At 66.7% G+C, this 16178-nt stretch carries 18 protein-coding genes and 1 tRNA gene; 6 read left to right on the top strand and 13 right to left on the bottom strand.

Annotated features, from left to right (window positions below):
• Nucleotides 1–52: 52 nt before the first annotated feature.
• A complete protein-coding gene (locus J2Y54_RS07530; RefSeq protein WP_310038255.1) occupies nt 53–1456 on the top strand; it encodes a nitronate monooxygenase in 1404 nt (467 codons plus the stop codon).
• Nucleotides 1457–1474: 18 nt separating this feature from the next.
• Here J2Y54_RS07530 and J2Y54_RS07525 read toward each other — a convergent pair whose 3' ends face one another.
• From J2Y54_RS07525 to J2Y54_RS07515, 3 genes are read right to left on the bottom strand one after another with little or no spacing between them, the layout of a single operon-like run.
• Complete coding sequence (locus J2Y54_RS07525) at nt 1475–2881, bottom strand: coniferyl aldehyde dehydrogenase (protein WP_310038253.1); 1407 nt, start codon at nt 2879–2881, stop codon at nt 1475–1477.
• A 2-nt stretch (nt 2882–2883) separates the two neighbouring features.
• On the bottom strand, nt 2884–3627 hold the full coding sequence (locus J2Y54_RS07520) for a prepilin peptidase (protein WP_310038251.1): 744 nt from the start codon (nt 3625–3627) through the stop codon (nt 2884–2886).
• Nucleotides 3620–3892 carry a hypothetical protein gene (locus J2Y54_RS07515; RefSeq protein WP_310038250.1) on the bottom strand — a complete coding sequence of 91 codons (273 nt, stop codon included), beginning with the start codon at nt 3890–3892 and terminating at the stop codon, nt 3620–3622. The genes J2Y54_RS07520 and J2Y54_RS07515 overlap by 8 nt, the downstream gene beginning before the upstream one ends.
• A 54-nt stretch (nt 3893–3946) precedes the next feature.
• Here J2Y54_RS07515 and J2Y54_RS07510 point away from each other — a divergent pair, with 54 nt between their 5' ends.
• Nucleotides 3947–5134 (top strand): acetyl-CoA C-acyltransferase, encoded by a 1188-nt coding sequence (locus tag J2Y54_RS07510; protein WP_310038249.1) that lies wholly within the window; start codon nt 3947–3949, stop codon nt 5132–5134.
• 25 nt (nt 5135–5159) lie between these two features.
• Here J2Y54_RS07510 and J2Y54_RS07505 read toward each other — a convergent pair whose 3' ends face one another.
• Entirely contained in the window at nt 5160–7130 is a 1971-nt protein-coding gene (locus J2Y54_RS07505; RefSeq protein ID WP_310038248.1) for an EAL domain-containing protein, read from the bottom strand.
• Nucleotides 7131–7352: 222 nt separating this feature from the next.
• Nucleotides 7353–7426 (bottom strand) — tRNA-Gln (locus J2Y54_RS07500).
• A 169-nt stretch (nt 7427–7595) separates the two neighbouring features.
• Here J2Y54_RS07500 and J2Y54_RS07495 point away from each other — a divergent pair.
• A complete protein-coding gene (locus J2Y54_RS07495) occupies nt 7596–8654 on the top strand; it encodes a Ppx/GppA phosphatase family protein (protein ID WP_310038247.1) in 1059 nt (352 codons plus the stop codon).
• Nucleotides 8651–9352 carry an RlmE family RNA methyltransferase gene (locus J2Y54_RS07490; RefSeq protein ID WP_310038246.1) on the top strand — a complete coding sequence of 234 codons (702 nt, stop codon included), beginning with the start codon at nt 8651–8653 and terminating at the stop codon, nt 9350–9352. The genes J2Y54_RS07495 and J2Y54_RS07490 overlap by 4 nt, the downstream gene beginning before the upstream one ends.
• Here J2Y54_RS07490 and J2Y54_RS07485 read toward each other — a convergent pair.
• A complete protein-coding gene (locus J2Y54_RS07485; protein ID WP_310038245.1) occupies nt 9349–9837 on the bottom strand; it encodes an SH3 domain-containing protein in 489 nt (162 codons plus the stop codon). The genes J2Y54_RS07490 and J2Y54_RS07485 overlap by 4 nt on opposite strands.
• A gap of 98 nt (nt 9838–9935) precedes the next feature.
• Between J2Y54_RS07485 and J2Y54_RS07480 the strand changes: the two genes are divergently transcribed.
• Entirely contained in the window at nt 9936–10931 is a 996-nt protein-coding gene (locus J2Y54_RS07480; protein WP_310038243.1) for a D-glycerate dehydrogenase, read from the top strand.
• Nucleotides 10931–11350 (top strand): VOC family protein, encoded by a 420-nt coding sequence (locus tag J2Y54_RS07475; protein WP_310038242.1) that lies wholly within the window; start codon nt 10931–10933, stop codon nt 11348–11350. Before J2Y54_RS07480 ends, J2Y54_RS07475 begins: the two co-directional genes overlap by 1 nt.
• Nucleotides 11351–11485: 135 nt before the next feature.
• Here J2Y54_RS07475 and J2Y54_RS07470 read toward each other — a convergent pair whose 3' ends face one another.
• Genes J2Y54_RS07470 through sufC form a run of 7 tightly spaced genes read right to left on the bottom strand, consistent with a single transcriptional unit; the run spans nt 11486 to nt 16042 of the window.
• On the bottom strand, nt 11486–11842 hold the full coding sequence (locus tag J2Y54_RS07470; RefSeq protein WP_310038241.1) for an iron-sulfur cluster assembly accessory protein: 357 nt from the start codon (nt 11840–11842) through the stop codon (nt 11486–11488).
• On the bottom strand, nt 11842–12306 hold the full coding sequence (locus J2Y54_RS07465; protein WP_310038240.1) for an SUF system Fe-S cluster assembly protein: 465 nt from the start codon (nt 12304–12306) through the stop codon (nt 11842–11844). The genes J2Y54_RS07470 and J2Y54_RS07465 overlap by 1 nt, the downstream gene beginning before the upstream one ends.
• A complete protein-coding gene (locus J2Y54_RS07460) occupies nt 12303–13514 on the bottom strand; it encodes a cysteine desulfurase (protein ID WP_310038239.1) in 1212 nt (403 codons plus the stop codon). The genes J2Y54_RS07465 and J2Y54_RS07460 overlap by 4 nt, the downstream gene beginning before the upstream one ends.
• On the bottom strand, nt 13511–14608 hold the full coding sequence (locus tag J2Y54_RS07455; RefSeq protein WP_310038237.1) for a SufD family Fe-S cluster assembly protein: 1098 nt from the start codon (nt 14606–14608) through the stop codon (nt 13511–13513). Before J2Y54_RS07455 ends, J2Y54_RS07460 begins: the two co-directional genes overlap by 4 nt.
• Nucleotides 14605–14928: a hypothetical protein gene (locus J2Y54_RS07450; protein WP_310038235.1), complete on the bottom strand. Its 324-nt coding sequence runs from the start codon at nt 14926–14928 to the stop codon at nt 14605–14607. Before J2Y54_RS07450 ends, J2Y54_RS07455 begins: the two co-directional genes overlap by 4 nt.
• The gene (locus J2Y54_RS07445) at nt 14925–15302 is read right to left on the bottom strand and encodes a hypothetical protein (RefSeq protein ID WP_310038234.1); all 378 of its coding nucleotides are present in this window, start codon (nt 15300–15302) and stop codon (nt 14925–14927) included. Before J2Y54_RS07445 ends, J2Y54_RS07450 begins: the two co-directional genes overlap by 4 nt.
• The gene (gene sufC, locus J2Y54_RS07440) at nt 15299–16042 is read right to left on the bottom strand and encodes a Fe-S cluster assembly ATPase SufC (protein ID WP_310038232.1); all 744 of its coding nucleotides are present in this window, start codon (nt 16040–16042) and stop codon (nt 15299–15301) included. The genes J2Y54_RS07445 and sufC overlap by 4 nt, the downstream gene beginning before the upstream one ends.
• Between the last annotated feature and the right edge of the window lie 136 nt (nt 16043–16178).

The raw sequence follows: 16178 nt of genomic DNA, 5'->3' as shown, positions 1-16178 counted from the left end.
CACAATTCAAGGATCGCGGCTAAACATAGCGCGAAATTTTCTGGAGGATGTCTTGTTCAAGGGTTTGAAGCCGATCGTCTATAACGGCCAGGAAGTGTGGCCGCTGGTAGAGGGCGGCAAGGGTGTCGCGGCGACCAATCACGCTTCGGCAGGGGCCTGGGCCGCAGCGGGCGGCATCGGTACGGTCAGCGCGGTCAATGCCGACAGCTATGATGCCGATGGCAAGATCATCCCCCAGATCTACAAGGCGCTGACCCGGCGCGAACGCCATGAAGAACTGATCGCCTATGCGATCGAGGGCGCGGTGCAGCAGGTCAAGCGCGCGTTCGAAATCTCGGGCGGCAAGGGCGCGATCAACATCAACGTGCTGTGGGAAATGGGCGGCGCCCAGCGCATCCTGCACGGCGTGCTGGAGCGGACCCGCGGCATGGTCGCCGGCGTCACCTGCGGCGCGGGCATGCCGTACAAGCTGTCGGAGATCACCGCGTCCTACGGCGTCAACTATCTGCCCATCGTCAGCTCCGGCCGCGCGTTCCGCGCGCTGTGGAAGCGCGCTTATTCCAAGGCGAGCGAATGGCTGGCGGCGGTGGTGTACGAAGATCCCTGGCTCGCCGGCGGGCATAACGGCCTGTCCAACGCCGAAGACCCCCGCGCGCCGCAGGATCCCTATCCCCGCGTCAAGGAACTGCGCGCGGTGATGCGCGAGGGCGGCATTTCGGACGCTGTACCGATCGTGATGGCCGGCGGCGTCTGGTATCTGCGCGACTGGAACGACTGGATCGACAATCCCGAGCTTGGCACGATCGCCTTCCAGTTCGGTACGCGGCCGCTGCTGACGCAGGAAAGTCCGATCCCGCAGGAGTGGAAGTCGAAGCTGATGGAGATCGAAGAGGGCGACGTGCTGCTGCACCGCTTCTCGCCGACCGGCTTTTATTCGTCAGCCGTCCGCAACCCGTTCCTGCGCAGCCTCGAGGCGCGTTCCGAACGCCAGATCGCCTATTCGACCGAAGCGGCGGGCGACCACACCTTCCAGCTCGATGTCGGGGTGAAGGGCAAGAATTTCTGGGTCACCCGCAACGACCTGCTGCGTGCCCGCGAATGGGTCGGCCTCGGCTTCACCGACGCGCTCAAGACCCCTGACAACACGCTGATCTTCGTCGATCCGGTCGAAAAGCAGGTGATCCGCAAGGATCAGGCAGACTGTATGGGCTGCCTTAGCCAGTGCAGCTTTTCGAGCTGGGCGGACAGCGAGACCAATTCGACCGGTCGTCTCGCCGACCCGCGCAGCTTCTGCATTCAAAAGACGCTGCAGGACATCGCGCATGGCGGGCCGACCGACCAGAATCTGATGTTCGCGGGCCACGCCGCCTACAACTTCAAGCGCGACCCCTTCTATTCCAACGGCTTCGTGCCGACGGTGAAGCAACTGGTCGACCGCATCCTGACCGGCAACTGACGCGCAGCGACCGGCGCGTCAGCCAAGCTGTCGCTTGACTGCCGTGTCGGTCGCCTTTCCATAAGGGGGCATCAGCCCGCCGAGCTTGGCGACGTTGAGCTTCGACTGCTTGAACACCGACTTGGCGTGGCTGAAGGTGCGGAAGCCTGGTTCGCCATGATAGGCGCCCATGCCCGACGGCCCGATCCCGCCGAACGGCAGCTCCTCCATCGAGACGTGGAAGATCGTGTCGTCGAGGCTGACCCCGCCCGAAATGGTCCGGTCGAGCACCCGACGGCGCTCGCCATCGTCGCTGCCGAAATAATAAAGCGCGAGCGGTCGGTCGCGCCGGTTCACCTCGGCAATGGCGCCGTCGATGCTGTCATATTTGCGTACTGGCAGGATCGGGCCGAAAATCTCTTCCTGCATCACGATCATGTCGTCGGTTGGGTTGCGGACGATGTGCAGCGGCAGCTTGCGGCTGTTCGACGCGGCAAAATCCTCGTTCGCCGGGTTGACTTCGATCACCTCCGCACCCTTGTCGCGCGCGTCGGCAATCGCCGCGGTCAGGCGGGCATAATGCCGGTCGTTGACCACCGAGGTATAGTCGGGGTTGCTCAGCAGCGTCGGGTACATCGCCGAAGCCGCCGCGACGATGCCGTCGACCGCCGCCGCCTCCTGCTCCGCCGCAACCATCAGATAGTCGGGCGCGATGCAGATCTGCCCGGCGTTGAGCATCTTGCCCATCGCCACCCGCTCGGTCGCCTGCGCCAGACTGGCCGATCGCCCCAGGATCGCGGGCGACTTGCCGCCGAGCTCCAGTGTCACCGGGGTCAGATTATCCGCTGCGGCGTGGAGGATGTGGCGGCCGACCCCAGTGGCGCCGGTGAACAGGAGATGGTCGAAGGGCAGGGAGGCAAAGGCCTTGCCGACGTCCGGCCCGCCGCTCACGAACGCCAGTTCGGTCTGATCGAAATAGTTGGGTGCCAGTTCCTCGAACAGCGCGGCGGTGACGGGCGTGAATTCGCTGGTCTTCACCATCGCGCGGTTGCCGGCGGCGAACACCCCGGCGAGCGGGCTCATCACCAGATTGACCGGGAAATTCCACGGCGAGATGATCCCGACCACGCCCTTGGGCTGATATTCGACCCATGCCTTGGCGCCGAGCAGGCCGAGCGGGAACATCACCGGCTTCTTCTCGCGCCGCGCCCAGCGGTCGAGCGACTTGCGCGCGTGCTCGAGCGGGGAAACCGATGCCGCGATGTCGGTGATCATCGACTGCTGGCGGCTGCGATGGCCGAAATCCTCGCTCAACGCGTCGCAGAAGCGGGCGGCATTGTCGCGCACCATCGCTGCGGCGCGCTTGAGGCGATCCTTGCGCACGTCCAGCCCGACCGGCAGCTCCGCCATGAACGCTGCCCGCTGGGCATCCAGAATCTCGCGCATCGTCACACTCCGACCGAATAGAGCCACGCCGGGAATGCGGCGATGGCGAGCAATGTGCCAAGCGGAAGCCGGCTCGTCATCCCGATTTCGCGCCCTGACAGCTTCATGACCAATGCGACGGCAAGGCCGGTAACGCTTGCGCCCAGCAGGACCGGGGCCAGCATCGACGCGCCGAGCCACAGGCCGATCGCCCCGAACAGCTTGGGATCACCCCCGCCCAGCCCCTCGCGCTTGCGGACATGGCGGTAGCTGAAGGCGACGAGATAGAGCAGACCAAAGCCGATCAGGCCGCCAAGGAGCCGGTCGATCCAGCCCGGCTCGAAGAAAATGCCGTCGACAAGACCCGCGGCGGCCAGTGCCCCGGTCAGCAGATTGGGCAGCCAGAAAGCGGCGAGGTCGAGCGCGGCCAGCGCCAGCAGCAACCAGCCGAACACCGCGCCTGCAACGCCTTCCCATCCGGGCGCGACCAGTCCGGCGGCGACTCCTATCACGGCTCCGGCGATCTCGGTGGCGGGATGGGCGCGGGGGATGGCGTTCCCGCAAGCGCGGCATCGCCCGCGTTGCAGCAGGAAGCTGACCAGCGGGATCAGCTCATGCGCTGCCAGCGGCTTGCCGCACCCGTCGCATGCCGATCGCCCCTGCAACGCGCTGCGGCCCTGAGGCCAGCGGATCGCGACGGTTGCGATGAAGCTGCCGAATACCGCGCCGAGAATGCCGAGGAGAGTCGGCCAGTAAAGCTCAGCCATCGACCGCCTTTTTGCGGATCAGGTAGCGATAGACGCCGAAAATGTTGATCCCGAACAGTACCAGATTCTGTGACAGCAGCGGGGTTTCGCCCTCCATCACCGCGCCGCTGATCCATGCGATGCTCGACGCAACGAACAGCGCAAAGCCCCATCCGGTGACCCGGCGGCCATTGTCGAGGCTGACCATGAACGCGGCGACGATGCCGCTGATCGAGGCGAACCATTTGAGGATGTCGAGCAGTTCCATCGTCGCTCCCTTTTGCATTTGCCGGGGCGCAAGCCTAGATCGCCCGCAACGCAAACTCCCGGAGAGGCCAACATGTCCACCGATCCCGTCGTCATCGTTTCTTATGCCCGGACGCCGATGGGCAGCATGCAGGGCGCGCTGGCCGATGTGACCGCCACCGAACTGGGCGCGACGGCGGTCGGCGCGGCGGTCGAGCGCGCGGGGCTCAAGGGTGAGGCGATCGAGCGTATCTATATGGGCTGCGTGTTGCCCGCGGGTCTTGGCCAGGCGCCCGCGCGTCAGGCGGCGATCCGCGCCGGCCTGCCGCAGCATATCGAGGCGACGACGGTCAACAAGATGTGCGGATCGGGCATGCAGGCGACGATCATGGCGTCGGACGCGCTGGTCGCGGGGTCGACCGACCTGATCATCGCGGGCGGTCTGGAGAGCATGACCAACGCGCCATACCTTTCGCTCAAGCACCGCACTGGCGCGCGGATCGGCCATGACCGGCTGTACGACCATATGTTCCTCGACGGGCTCGAGGATGCGTACGAGCCGGGCCGCGCGATGGGCACCTATGCCGAGGAGATCGCGACCGAATATCAGTTCACCCGCGAGGCGCAGGACGAATATGCCATTGCCAGCCTGACCCGCGCGCAACAGGCGCAGCGCTCGGGCGGGTTCGATCGCGAGATCGTGCCGGTCGAGGTCAAGACCCGCAAGGGCGTGGTCACCGTCGCCACCGACGAACAGCCGGCGAAGGGCGACCCCGCGAAGATTCCGACGCTCAAGCCCGCCTTTGCCAAGGACGGTACGGTCACGGCAGCCAATGCCTCGTCCATCTCGGACGGCGCCGCGGCCCTGGTCATGACGCGGGCGTCGGTGGCGGAGCGGCTTGGGCTGACCCCGGTCGCGCGGCTGGTGGCGCATGCGGGCCACGCCCATGCCCCGGCGCGCTTCACCACGGCGCCGGTATTCGCGATGCAGAAGGCGCTGGCCAAGGCCGGTTGGGGGATCGGCGATGTCGATCTGTTCGAGGTGAATGAGGCGTTCGCCGTGGTCGCGATGATCGCGATGCGCGACCTTTCGATCCCCCACGATGTGCTCAACATCAATGGCGGCGCGTGCGCACTGGGTCACCCGATCGGCGCGAGCGGCGCCCGGATCATGGCGACGCTGATCGCCGCGTTGCAGAATAACGGGCAGAAGCGCGGGCTGGCATCGTTGTGCATCGGCGGCGGCGAGGCGACCGCCGTGGCGCTGGAACTGATCGACTGAGGCGGGCAGGGCGCCGCGCGTTGGGTCAGCCGGCGCGGCGTTCCGCCGATGTCGCGCCCGGGCGCGCGCGTTCGAGCAGGGCGAGCGCTCCGGACTGGCTGACCGGGCGACCGAAGAAATAGCCCTGACCCTCGGCGCATCCCATTTCCTTCAGGATTGCGAACACGCCGGCGCTTTCGACCCCTTCGGCAACGACCGACAGGCCCAGGTTGAACGCGAGATGGATCATCGACACCGCCATGCGGTGTGCCTCCGGATCCTGTTCGATGCCGGTGATGAAGGAACGGTCGATCTTCAGATTGTCGAACGGCAGGATGCGCAGATGCTGGATCGACGAATAGCCGGTGCCGAAATCGTCGAGCGCGAGCAGGACGCCCTGGTTTTTCAGGCTTTCGATGATCGACTTGGCATGGGCCGGCTCGGCGATCAGCGCGTTTTCCGTGATTTCGAGCTTCAGGCGGCGTGGCGGGAGCCCGGCCTTGGTCAGCACCCGCAGGATCTTTTCGCCGAGCCACCGGTCCTTGAGCTGTGTCGGGGAGACGTTGATCGACAGGGTGAGCCCCGGGTCCCACGCGGTCGCGTCGGCGCAGGCCTGCTCGAGCAGGTTGAGCATCAATTCGCCGACCAGCCCGCATTCTTCCGCAATCGGAATGAATTCGCTCGGCCCCACATCGACTCCGTCGTCGCGTTCCCAGCGCGCCAGCATCTCGAAGCCGGTGATCGCTTCGCTCTCCAGATGCACGATGGGCTGGTAATAAGGCCGGAACCCGCCCTGTGCGAGGTCGCGGCGAAACTCCTGTTCGAGCACCGAGCGCCGCACGATCGCCGCGTCCATGGCGCGTTCGAACAGACGATACTGCGACCGCCCGCAGGCCTTGGCCTGGTAGAGCGCAATGTCCGCGCGCCGCATGAGCGTGTCGCTGTCGGGCGCGTCGCGCGGATAGACGGAGATGCCGATACTGCCGCCGATATGGTGGACCAGCCCATCGATCCAGAAGGGGGCGGCAAGCACGTCAACGATGCGCCGTGCGATCCGCTCGGTTGCGTCGATATCGGGACGCTCCTGATCCAGCGTGATCGCAAACTCGTCGCCGCCGAGTCGATAGGCCCTGCCTGAATCGCCCACGATGTCGGTCAGGCAATCGGCGACGCGCTGGAGCAGTTCATCCCCGGCATGATGGCCATGGACGTCGTTCACCGCCTTGAAATGGTCGAGGTCGAGAACCAGAAGCGCAACGGCGCGCTCCGGCGCAAGGAAGCGCAGGCCCGCCAGATGCTCGCTCAGCGCACGGCGATTGGGAAGTTCGGTCAGCGCATCGTGATAGGCAAGCTGTTGCGCGCGGCGCTCGGCCGATTGCGCGCGCGCCTGTTCGGCCAGCATTTCGGAGCGGGAGTTGAGGACGTCAATAAAGCCGCGATGGTAGCTCGACAGCATCCGGAACAGCACGGCGGCGACCAGGACGAAATTTGCGCCGATCCCGGTGAGGTACCAGTCCTGCGAGAACAGCAGCTGGATCGTGACCGGCGCTGCGCCGAGCAGAAGGACGAAACGGGCCGCGGCGGGAAGCGTCTGGAGGCAATAGCAGCAGCCAATGGCGCCGACAAAGATGTAAAGTGCGATCGCGAAGGTCTGGGTGGGATTGGCATACTCCATGAGGACGAGGCCCCAACCGCCAAAGGCAGCGCTGAGCACGGCCGCGACCACGACCGTCCCGCGCAGGTAGCGCCGCATGTCGGTGGCGGCCGGACACGCGCCGCGCCGGCGGACCCACATCAGCGCGCGGACCAGTGCCATCAGCCCCAGCAAGATCGGCGCTCCGACGCTGAGCATCAGCGGAACCTGTTCGAAGGTCGCAACGGCGAGAAAAGCGGCGTCGACGATCATCAACGCGTACATCATGGGAATCTGGCTGCGAAGCGTGCGATATTGGGCCGCCACCAGTTCGGGGGAGCCGCTGATCGCCCAGATCCTCTTTATCGCGCGGAACAAATTCATCCGGCTGCCCGTCTGCCTCCAACGTCGCATCGGGCTGTCCCTGCGGGACGATCCAAGGTGGCGACAACCTGATTATTGTAGGGGGAAATCGGGCTGCGCGGAGCGTGCGTCGCGCAAATATCGCGCGAGCATGGAGCTGGTGAGCCCATGCGGTCACTACCAGGTCTGAGATAGCGTCGTGCCTGCCCGATGACGTCGCGGGGTTAAGGCCGGAAGAAGAATTGGATGCCCCGTGTGGATTCGAACCACAATTAACGGAGTCAGAGTCCGTGGTCTTACCATTAGACGACAGGGCATCGCGCTTGGAGCGCGCGCATCTATGCGGACTTGTCGGGCGGGTCAATAGGGAAAGCAACAGAAGCGGGCCGGTGCGCTGCTTGCCTGCCTGAAGCGGTTGCGCTAGCTTGGTAACCAAGCACCGGCGGCCGGTTCGGCCGTGACGGAAGACCATAAGTGAGTGATTGCATGGGGGATGGCTCCGCCAGGAGGCCGCGCCCGCCGGCGAAACGTCCGGCCCGCCCGGCCCCGAATTCCGCCCCGCCCGCTGCCCGTCAGCGCTGGCCCGAGGCGCGTCACTATGCCGCGTTGGACCTTGGCACGAATAATTGCCGTCTGCTGATCGCCCGCCCGACCGGTTCGGGTTTCACCGTCGTCGACGCCTTTTCCCGGATCGTGCGACTGGGCGAGGGGCTGGCATCGACCGGTCGCTTGTCGGATGCGGCGATCGAGCGCACCATCGCTGCGTTGCGGATCTGCGCCGACAAGCTGCGTCGCCGCCATGTCGCGCTGTCCCGCGCCGTCGCGACCGAAGCGTGCCGCCAGGCAGCGAATGGCGCGGAGTTCATCGATCGGGTCTATCGCGAAACCGGGATCGTGCTGGACATCATCACCGCCGAGGAAGAGGCCCGGCTTGCCGTGCTCGGCTGCCATGCTTTGCTCGAGCCGGGCGATGCGCCTGCCCTGGTCTTCGACATCGGCGGTGGGTCGACCGAGCTGGTCGTCGTCGATTCGACGGGCGATCATCCGCGTATTCTCGACTGGCACAGTGCGCCCTGGGGGGTCGTTTCGCTGACCGAAGCGCGCGGTATCGTCGGCGATCACGCGCCGGCGGCACGTGCTGCCGCCTATGCGCGGATGCGCGCCGAGGTGGCCGCAGCCTTTGCCCCGTTCATCAGCCGGCTTCCGTCGGTCCGCGGAACGCCCCGGCTGCTCGGGACGAGCGGCACGGTCACGACGCTCGCCAGCGTGCACCTTGGCCTGTCCTCCTATGATCGCAATGCGGTCGACGGCCTGATCGTTCCGGCGGCATCGATGCGCGCGGTGAGCCGGCGCGTGGCTGAACTCGACCTCGCCGGCCGTTCGGCAATTCCCTGTATTGGTCCCGAACGCGCCGACCTGGTCGTTGCGGGCTGCGCGATTCTGGAGACAATCATGGACATCTGGCCTGCCGAACGGCTCGGCATTGCCGATCGCGGCATCCGCGAAGGCATCTTGCGGCGCCTGATCGACGGGCGTTCGCTGTGAGCCGCGGCGGGACCCGGGGGCGTACGCGGGTACGCACCGCGCGCGGGCGGACAAGCCAGTCGGTGCGCTGGCTCGAGCGGCAGCTCAATGACCCCTATGTCAAGAAAGCCAAGGCCGAGGGCTATCGCAGCCGCGCCGCCTACAAGCTGATCGAGCTCGACGAAAAGTTCGACATGCTGAAGGGCGCCAAACGCGTCGTCGATCTCGGCATCGCGCCGGGGGGATGGAGTCAGGTCGTGCGGCGCAAACTGCCCAAGGCGGCGGTGGTCGGCATCGACCTGTTGCCGGTCGATCCGATCGAGGGCGTCACCATCTTTCAGATGGATTTCATGGACGATGCCGCGCCCGACCGGCTGATGGAGGCGTTGGGCGGCGCGCCCGACCTGGTCATGTCGGACATGGCCGCGAACACCGTCGGCCATGCGCAGACCGATGCGCTGCGCACGATGGGGCTGGTGGAGACCGCGCTGGATTTCGCGATCCGCAACCTCGCGCCGGGCGGCGTCTTTGTCGCCAAGGTGTTCGCTGGCGGAGCGGACAGCGATCTCGTCGCTGAAATGAAGCGCAATTTCGCGACCGTGAAACACGCCAAGCCACCGTCGAGCCGCAAGGGTTCGGTCGAATGGTTTGTCGTCGCGCAGGGGTTCAAGGGGCGTGCGGCCCAGCCCGACCCGCTCGACCAGGGTCCGGATTCTTAGGGGACGTCCTCGCCCGGCTCGGTGCCCCAGATGCGGTTCTGTTCGACATAGCCGCCGCGCCCGCGGACATCGAGCCAGCACCAGCCGCGCCGGCACTTGCTGATCCGTCCGACCACGCCCGGCGCGGCCCGCCAGTTGACGCGCGCGCCGAAGCGCGGTTCGTCGCGCATCTCGAGCACCGAACCGACCACGATGGCGGTGCGGGTCGAGGAAAGCAGCGAAACCAGCATCCAGCCCTGGGTGCCGTCCGGATCCTCGACCTTGCGCCAGTCGTTATAGACCTCCACAACCTTGATCGGCAGGTCCGCGCGCACATAGAGCCAGCTGGACGGATAGTTGCGACCGGGGCCGGTGCGCATCCGCGCCTTTCCGGCGGCGATCGAGGCGAAATAGGGCGGATTGCGCTGCTGCGCCCAGGCATCGCCGATGGCGCCCACCCCCAGCGCGAGCACGACAAGCATAGCCAGAACGACCCGCAACTGCATTTCTTCCCCCGTTCGGCGCAACCATCCCCCTCTTAAAGGCGGCGGGGCGGGTGCATCAACCGTTGACTGGCGAAGCGCGCGCGGCCAAGCGGGCCGGCATGGCACAGACGCGCGTCGCCCGACCCCGCGTGATCGTTACCCGCAAGCTTCCCGACGCGGTGGAGCAGCGGATGGTCGAGCTGTTCGACACGGTCCTGCATCCGTTTGAGGAAGGGATGAATCGCGCCGCGCTGGTCGCGGCGATCCAGGATTGCGATGTGCTGGTCCCCAGCGTCACCGACACGATCGATGCCGAACTGATCGCGGCGGCGGGGGAGCGGCTCAAGCTGATCGCCAATTTCGGCGCGGGCGTGAACCATATCGATCTGCGCGCCGCGCGGGCGCGGGGCATCGTCGTGACCAATACCCCCGGCGTGCTGACCGAAGACACCGCCGACATGACCATGGCACTGATCCTCGCCGTGCCGCGGCGGTTGGCCGAGGGGGAGAAGCTAGTCCGGTCGGGCCAGTGGAAGGGCTGGTCGCCGGGCGGGATGCTGGGCCATCGCATCGGCGGCAAGAAGCTGGGCATTGTCGGCATGGGCCGCATCGGACAGGCGGTCGCGCGGCGTGCGCGGGCGTTCGGCCTGTCGATCCATTATCACAACCGCCACCGCCTGCCCGATGCGATCGAGGCGGAGCTTGGCGCGACGTTCCATGCCGATCTCGACGCGATGCTGGGCGAGATCGACATTCTGACGATCCATACCCCGCTCAACGACCAGAGCCGCGATCTGATCGATGCGCGGCGGATCGGGCTGCTCGGGCGCCACGTCTACCTCATCAACGCCTCGCGCGGCGGGATCGTCGATGAAGCGGCGCTGGTCGACGCGCTTGAGGGCGGGCGGCTCGCCGGGGCAGGGCTGGACGTGTGGCGGTTCGAACCGCAGATCGACCCGCGCCTGCTCGCACTGCCCAATGTCGTGATGACGCCGCATATGGGCTCCGCGACGTTCGAGGGGCGGCAGGCGACCGGCGAGAAGGTGATCGCCAATATCCGTTTCTGGGCCGACGGCCACCGTCCGCCCGATCAGGTGCTGGAAGGATGGATGTGATGACGATGCCGCGCTTTCACCTCGCGATCCCGGTCGACGACCTAGAGGCGGGGCGCGCCTTTTACGGCGATCTGCTCGGCTGTCCGCAGGGACGCGAGGATCCCGACCACTGGATCGATTTCGACCTGCGCGGGCACCAGCTGGTGCTGCACAAGGGCGAGGGCGCCGGAGTCCGACTGCGCAACGCGGTCGATGGCGACGCGGTGCCGGTGCCGCATTTCGGGCTGGTGCTCGACTGGGACGAATGGCACGCGCTGGCCGATCGGCTGAAGGCGGCGGGGACGGCGTTCGTGATCGAGCCGCACATCCGGTTCGCGGGGAAGCCCGGCGAACAGGCGACGATGTTCTTCTTTGATCCCGCCGGCAACGCGCTGGAGTTCAAGGCGTTCAAGGATATCGGGCAGCTGTTCGCGGTCTAATCCGCGCCTTTCGCCTCGCGCCGCTTCTTGAGCGCGCGGGCGATCAGGATCCCGCCCAGGATGAACCCGCCTGGCGCGAGCAGCACCGTCGCCGCGATGGCAGCGTTGCGGGCGGTGTTCGACCTGGGGGCGTCGTCAGACAGTGAAGCTCTCGCCGCAGCCGCAGGCGCCCTTGGCGTTCGGATTGTTGAACACGAAGCCGGCGGTGAAATCGTCCTCGACCCAGTCCATCGTCGACCCGATCAGGTAGAGCACCGACCCGCCATCGACGAACAGCGTGCCGCCGGGGGTGTCGATCCGCTCGTCCATCGGGTTGGCCGCGGTGACGTAGTCGACCGAATAGGCAAGGCCGGAGCAACCGCGGCGCGGGGTCGACAGCTTCACGCCGATCGCGCCGTCGGGCGCCTTTGCCATCAGGTCGGCGATGCGCGCTTCCGACGCGGCGGTCAGCACGATCGCTGCGGGGCGGGCGCGGGTTTTGACTTCGGTCATCACAGCATCCCCAGTTCGAGCCGGGCCTCGTCGCTCATCTTCGCCGGATCCCAAGGCGGGTCCCAGACCAGATTGACCTCGGCATGGCCCACGCCCGGCACGGCGCCGACGCGCAGTTCGACTTCACCGGGCATCGATTCGGCGACCGGGCAATGCGGGGTGGTGAGCGTCATCGTCACCACCGCGTGGCCGGCATCGGTGACTTCGACGTTATAGATCAGGCCGAGGTCGTAGATGTTGACCGGGATTTCGGGGTCGTAAATGTCTTTCAAGGCGTCGATGATCGCTTCGTAGGTCGCGCCGCCGGGTTCGCCAGCGGGGACATTTGCGGGCTTCTGGGCGAGGAAGCCTTCGAGATAGTCGCGCTTGCGTTCGAAACTTTCCCGCGCGTCTTCCACGCGCGCGCGTGGCGGCGTCGCCACGGCGTCCACTTCCTCGACTTCGATCCTGCGTTCTTCGTTCATCCGAAGATCCTCGTCACTCGCTCGATTCCTTTGACCAGCGCAGCGATGTCGCCTGCGCTATTATAGACGCCGAAACTGGCGCGTGCGGTTGCCGGCAGCCCGAGGCTGTCCATCAGCGGCTGGGCGCAGTGATGCCCGGCGCGGATCGCGACATTGCCTTCGTCCAAGATGGTGGCGACGTCGTGCGGATGCACCCCCTCCACGACGAAACTGACAATTCCGGCGCTGTCGTCGGGGCCGAGCAGCCGGACGCTGTTGAGTCCGGACAGCGCGTCGCGCGCCGCTTTCACCAGCGCGCTTTCATGCGCGTGGATGCGGTCAAGGCCGATGCCGTCGACATAGTCGATCGCGGCGTGGAGGCCGGTGACGCCGATGATGTGCGGCGTCCCCGCCTCGAACCGCCCCGGCGCGGGGGCGTAGCTCGTCTTCGCGAACGTCACCCGGTCGATCATCGCCCCGCCACCCTGCCAGGGGGGCATCGCGTCGAGCAGGTCGTGGCGGCCCCACAGCACGCCGATCCCGGTCGGGCCGTAGAGCTTGTGCCCCGAAAACACATAGAAATCGCAGCCGAGTTCGGCGACGTTCACGGGCAGGCGCGGCACGGCCTGACAGCCGTCGATCAGGATCTTTGCGCCGACGCCATGCGCCAGCTGCGTCGCGCGCTGCACATCGAGGATCGAGCCCATGACGTTGGAGACATGGGCGAGCGCCACCAACTTGTGCCGGTCGGTCAGCATCGCCGCCATCGCGTCGAGGTCGATGCGGTGGTCGTGCGTGAGCGGGACGACGTCGATCACCGCGCCGGTGCGTTCCGCCGCCAGCTGCCACGGCACGATATTGCTGTGATGTTCAAGCTGGCTGAGCAGGATGCGGTCGCCGGGCTGAAGATTGGGGACCGCCCAGCTATAGGCGACGAGGTTGATCCCCTCGGTCGCGCCGCGGACGAATACCACTTCCTCCTCACGCCCGCCGATGAAGCTGGCGACGCGGCGGCGCGCGGCTTCATAGGCCAAGGTCATGTCGGCCGAGCGCTGATACACGCCGCGATGCACGGTCGCATAATCCCGGGCATAGCCGCGCGTGATCGCGTCGATCACCGGTTGCGGCTTTTGCGAGGTGGCAGCCGTGTCGAGATAGGCCCAGCCCGCCGGGATCGCCGGGAAATCGGCGAGCAGATCGAGCGGGGCAGTGGCGGTGAGGGTGGTCACAGCGCTGCCTCCAGCCACGCATCCGCGTCCGCCGCGAACGCGTCGCGCACCGCTTCGTCGCCGATCCGGTCGAGCGCGTCGGCGACGAAGGCGCGGGTCAGCAGCGCCTTGGCCTGTGCCTCCGGAATCCCGCGCGATTGCATGTAGAACAACGCCTTGGCATCGAGCTCGCCGACCGTTGCGCCGTGCGCGCATTTCACGTCGTCGGCGAAGATTTCGAGCTCGGGCTTCAGATTGACCGTCGCGGTCCGCTTGAGCAGCAGGCCGCGCAGCGACTGTTCGCCATCGGTTTTCTGCGCGTCGCGACGCACTTCGGCGCGCGAGGCGATGCTGGCGGTCGAGGTGTCGGCGGCGACCGCGCGCCAGATCTGGCGGCTGGTCCCTTCGGGGGCGGCATGGTCGGCGACGGTCGCGGCATCGGCCTTTTCCCCGCCGCGCGTGAGCAGCGCGCCGCCGGCCTCGCCATAGGCCCCTTCGCCGGTCAGCGTCAGCCGTGCCTCGGCGCGCGCGGTGCGGCAGCCGGTGACGAGCGCGGTGCTGACAAAGCTGGCCGCCGTGCCGATGGTCGCATCGGCATAGTCGGTGTGCGCGCCGTCATGCTTCAGCACGCGGATTGCGCGCATCAGCCGCGCGCCCTCGCCCAGTTCGACCCACAGATTGGCGTTGCTCCAGCCCGTGCCGACATGGGTTTCGACCAGCGACGCGACGGCGTCGGCCTGCATCACGATCTTGTTCGACAGATGCGCGACCCCGCCGGTGGTGGCGTGGATCACCTGCACCGGACCGTCGAGTGCGGCTTCGGCCTTGAGATAAAGCACATAGCCCGCCTGCGCATTGGCGCATGCCGCTTCCGAATAGGGATTGGCGCGGGTCATGATCGGCGCGGCGGAAATCTCGACCGCGCCGGGCGCGCTGCCCTCAGCCACGAACGCGCCGTCGACGAACAACAGGCGCGGGCCGGGCAGGTCGATCCACAGCCGCGCGACATCGGGCGCAGACCCGCGCGGCGTCGCGGCGAGCGCATCGAGCGGCGCGGCGTCGAACCAGCGCCAATCCTCTGCGACCGGGGCGTCGAGAACGAGACCGTGGGTCATTTGCCACCCCGCTTGGCGCGCTTGCGCAGTTCGGCAATCAGACCCGGCTTGGTCTTTGCGACACAGGCCTGGATCGCCGCATCGTCGGACTTGCCCTTCTGGACGCACTTCGTCGTCGCGCGGCACAGGCGTTCGTCGAGTTTCGGATAGCCGGTGCTGCCGGTCAGTCCGCAATGCCAGCGGCCCTCGGCATCGCGCCCGACATTGACGGTGACGCCCTGCAGCCGCTGTCCGACGATCACGATTTCCGCTTCGGTCAACGGGTCGAGCGGCGGCTCCTGCGCGGCGGCGAAGAGGGCAAGGGTAGCGAACAGGCTCACCGCTTCCGCTCCGTCACCAGTGCGATCAGCAGCCCTGCGCCGCCCGCCCACATGATGAACGCCGCGCCCGCCTGGCTGGCGAAGCTGCGTCCGGCATAGATATCCGATACGAAGGCGAGGCCGATCCCATCGAGCAGCAGGGCGATGCCGGTGCCCAGCGCCATCATGGCGACCAGCGGCCCGCCCGACGCGCTGCCGAGGCGGCGTGCGGCTTCGACCGTGACCAGGCTGGTCAGCACGCCGACCCCGAACATCACCGCGGTCGCGATCCCGCCATCGAACAGAACGGGGAAGAAGTGCACGATAGTCGCGCCGCACGCCCAGAGGCTGATGCCGAGAAGCGCCGCGATCCAGCCTTGCCGGGACGTCATCATGCCGCCACCTGCGCATAGCCTTCACGCTCCAGTTCGAGCGCGAGTTCGGGACCGCCGGTCTTCACGATGCGGCCGTCGGCGAGGATGTGGACGAAGTCCGGCTTCACATAGTCGAGCAGGCGCTGATAATGGGTGATCAGCAGCACCGCCTTGTCAGGTGCGCGCATGATGCGGTTGATGCCTTCGCCGACGATGCGCAACGCGTCGATGTCGAGGCCCGAATCGGTCTCGTCGAGGATCGCGAGACGCGGGTTCAGGATGCCCATCTGCACCATTTCGTTGCGCTTCTTCTCGCCGCCCGAGAAGCCGACATTGACCGGGCGCTTGAGCATCTCGGCGTCCATCTCCAGCGCTGCGGCCTGGGCGCGGGCGAGTTTCAGGAACTCGCCGCCCGACAGCGGCGCCTCGTCGCGCGCGCGGCGCTGGCTGTTGAGGCTTTCGCGCAGGAACTGGACGTTCGACACGCCGGGGATTTCGACCGGGTATTGGAAGCCGAGGAACAGGCCGGCGGCGGCGCGCTCATGCGGTTCGAGTTCGAGCAGGTCGGTGCCGTTGAAGGTCACGCTCCCCTCGGTCACCTCGTAACCCGGGCGGCCGCCGAGGACATAGCCGAGGGTCGACTTGCCCGCGCCATTGGGGCCCATGATCGCGTGGACCTCACCTGCATTGAGGCTGAGGGTCAGGCCCTTGAGGATCGGCTTGCCGTCGATTTCGGCGTGGAGATTGGTGATCTGGAGCATGTTATCCTGCGTGCAAATTCTGAAGTTCGTCACCCTGAACTTGGTTCAGGGTCCACTCCGCCATGGGCGAGATTGTCGCTGGTGGCGCGGTGGATGCTGAACCAAGTTCAGCATGACGGAAGAAGGAAAACGGGGC

The sequence above is a fragment of the Sphingomonas sp. BE123 genome (assembly GCF_031456015.1).
In the GTDB taxonomy this organism is placed as follows: Bacteria; Pseudomonadota; Alphaproteobacteria; order Sphingomonadales; family Sphingomonadaceae; genus Sphingomonas.
Note: the sequence above shows the minus strand (reverse complement) of the source record. Positions and strands in the feature narration are given on the sequence as shown.

What these genes read in the sequence shown, in the direction of transcription:
- J2Y54_RS07465 (WP_310038240.1), bottom strand. Translation starts at nt 12,306, where the DNA reads ATGAACGAAGAACGCAGGATCGAAGTCGAGGAAGTGGACGCCGTGGCG.
- J2Y54_RS07485 (WP_310038245.1), bottom strand. Translation starts at nt 9,837, where the DNA reads ATGCAGTTGCGGGTCGTTCTGGCTATGCTTGTCGTGCTCGCGCTGGGG.
- J2Y54_RS07515 (WP_310038250.1), bottom strand. Translation starts at nt 3,892, where the DNA reads ATGCAAAAGGGAGCGACGATGGAACTGCTCGACATCCTCAAATGGTTC.
- J2Y54_RS07480 (WP_310038243.1), top strand. Translation starts at nt 9,936, where the DNA reads ATGGCACAGACGCGCGTCGCCCGACCCCGCGTGATCGTTACCCGCAAG.
- J2Y54_RS07520 (WP_310038251.1), bottom strand. Translation starts at nt 3,627, where the DNA reads ATGGCTGAGCTTTACTGGCCGACTCTCCTCGGCATTCTCGGCGCGGTA.
- J2Y54_RS07505 (WP_310038248.1), bottom strand. Translation starts at nt 7,130, where the DNA reads ATGAATTTGTTCCGCGCGATAAAGAGGATCTGGGCGATCAGCGGCTCC.
- J2Y54_RS07470 (WP_310038241.1), bottom strand. Translation starts at nt 11,842, where the DNA reads ATGACCGAAGTCAAAACCCGCGCCCGCCCCGCAGCGATCGTGCTGACC.
- J2Y54_RS07525 (WP_310038253.1), bottom strand. Translation starts at nt 2,881, where the DNA reads ATGCGCGAGATTCTGGATGCCCAGCGGGCAGCGTTCATGGCGGAGCTG.
- J2Y54_RS07455 (WP_310038237.1), bottom strand. Translation starts at nt 14,608, where the DNA reads ATGACCCACGGTCTCGTTCTCGACGCCCCGGTCGCAGAGGATTGGCGC.
- J2Y54_RS07510 (WP_310038249.1), top strand. Translation starts at nt 3,947, where the DNA reads ATGTCCACCGATCCCGTCGTCATCGTTTCTTATGCCCGGACGCCGATG.
- J2Y54_RS07445 (WP_310038234.1), bottom strand. Translation starts at nt 15,302, where the DNA reads ATGATGACGTCCCGGCAAGGCTGGATCGCGGCGCTTCTCGGCATCAGC.
- sufC (WP_310038232.1), bottom strand. Translation starts at nt 16,042, where the DNA reads ATGCTCCAGATCACCAATCTCCACGCCGAAATCGACGGCAAGCCGATC.
- J2Y54_RS07495 (WP_310038247.1), top strand. Translation starts at nt 7,596, where the DNA reads ATGGGGGATGGCTCCGCCAGGAGGCCGCGCCCGCCGGCGAAACGTCCG.
- J2Y54_RS07475 (WP_310038242.1), top strand. Translation starts at nt 10,931, where the DNA reads ATGACGATGCCGCGCTTTCACCTCGCGATCCCGGTCGACGACCTAGAG.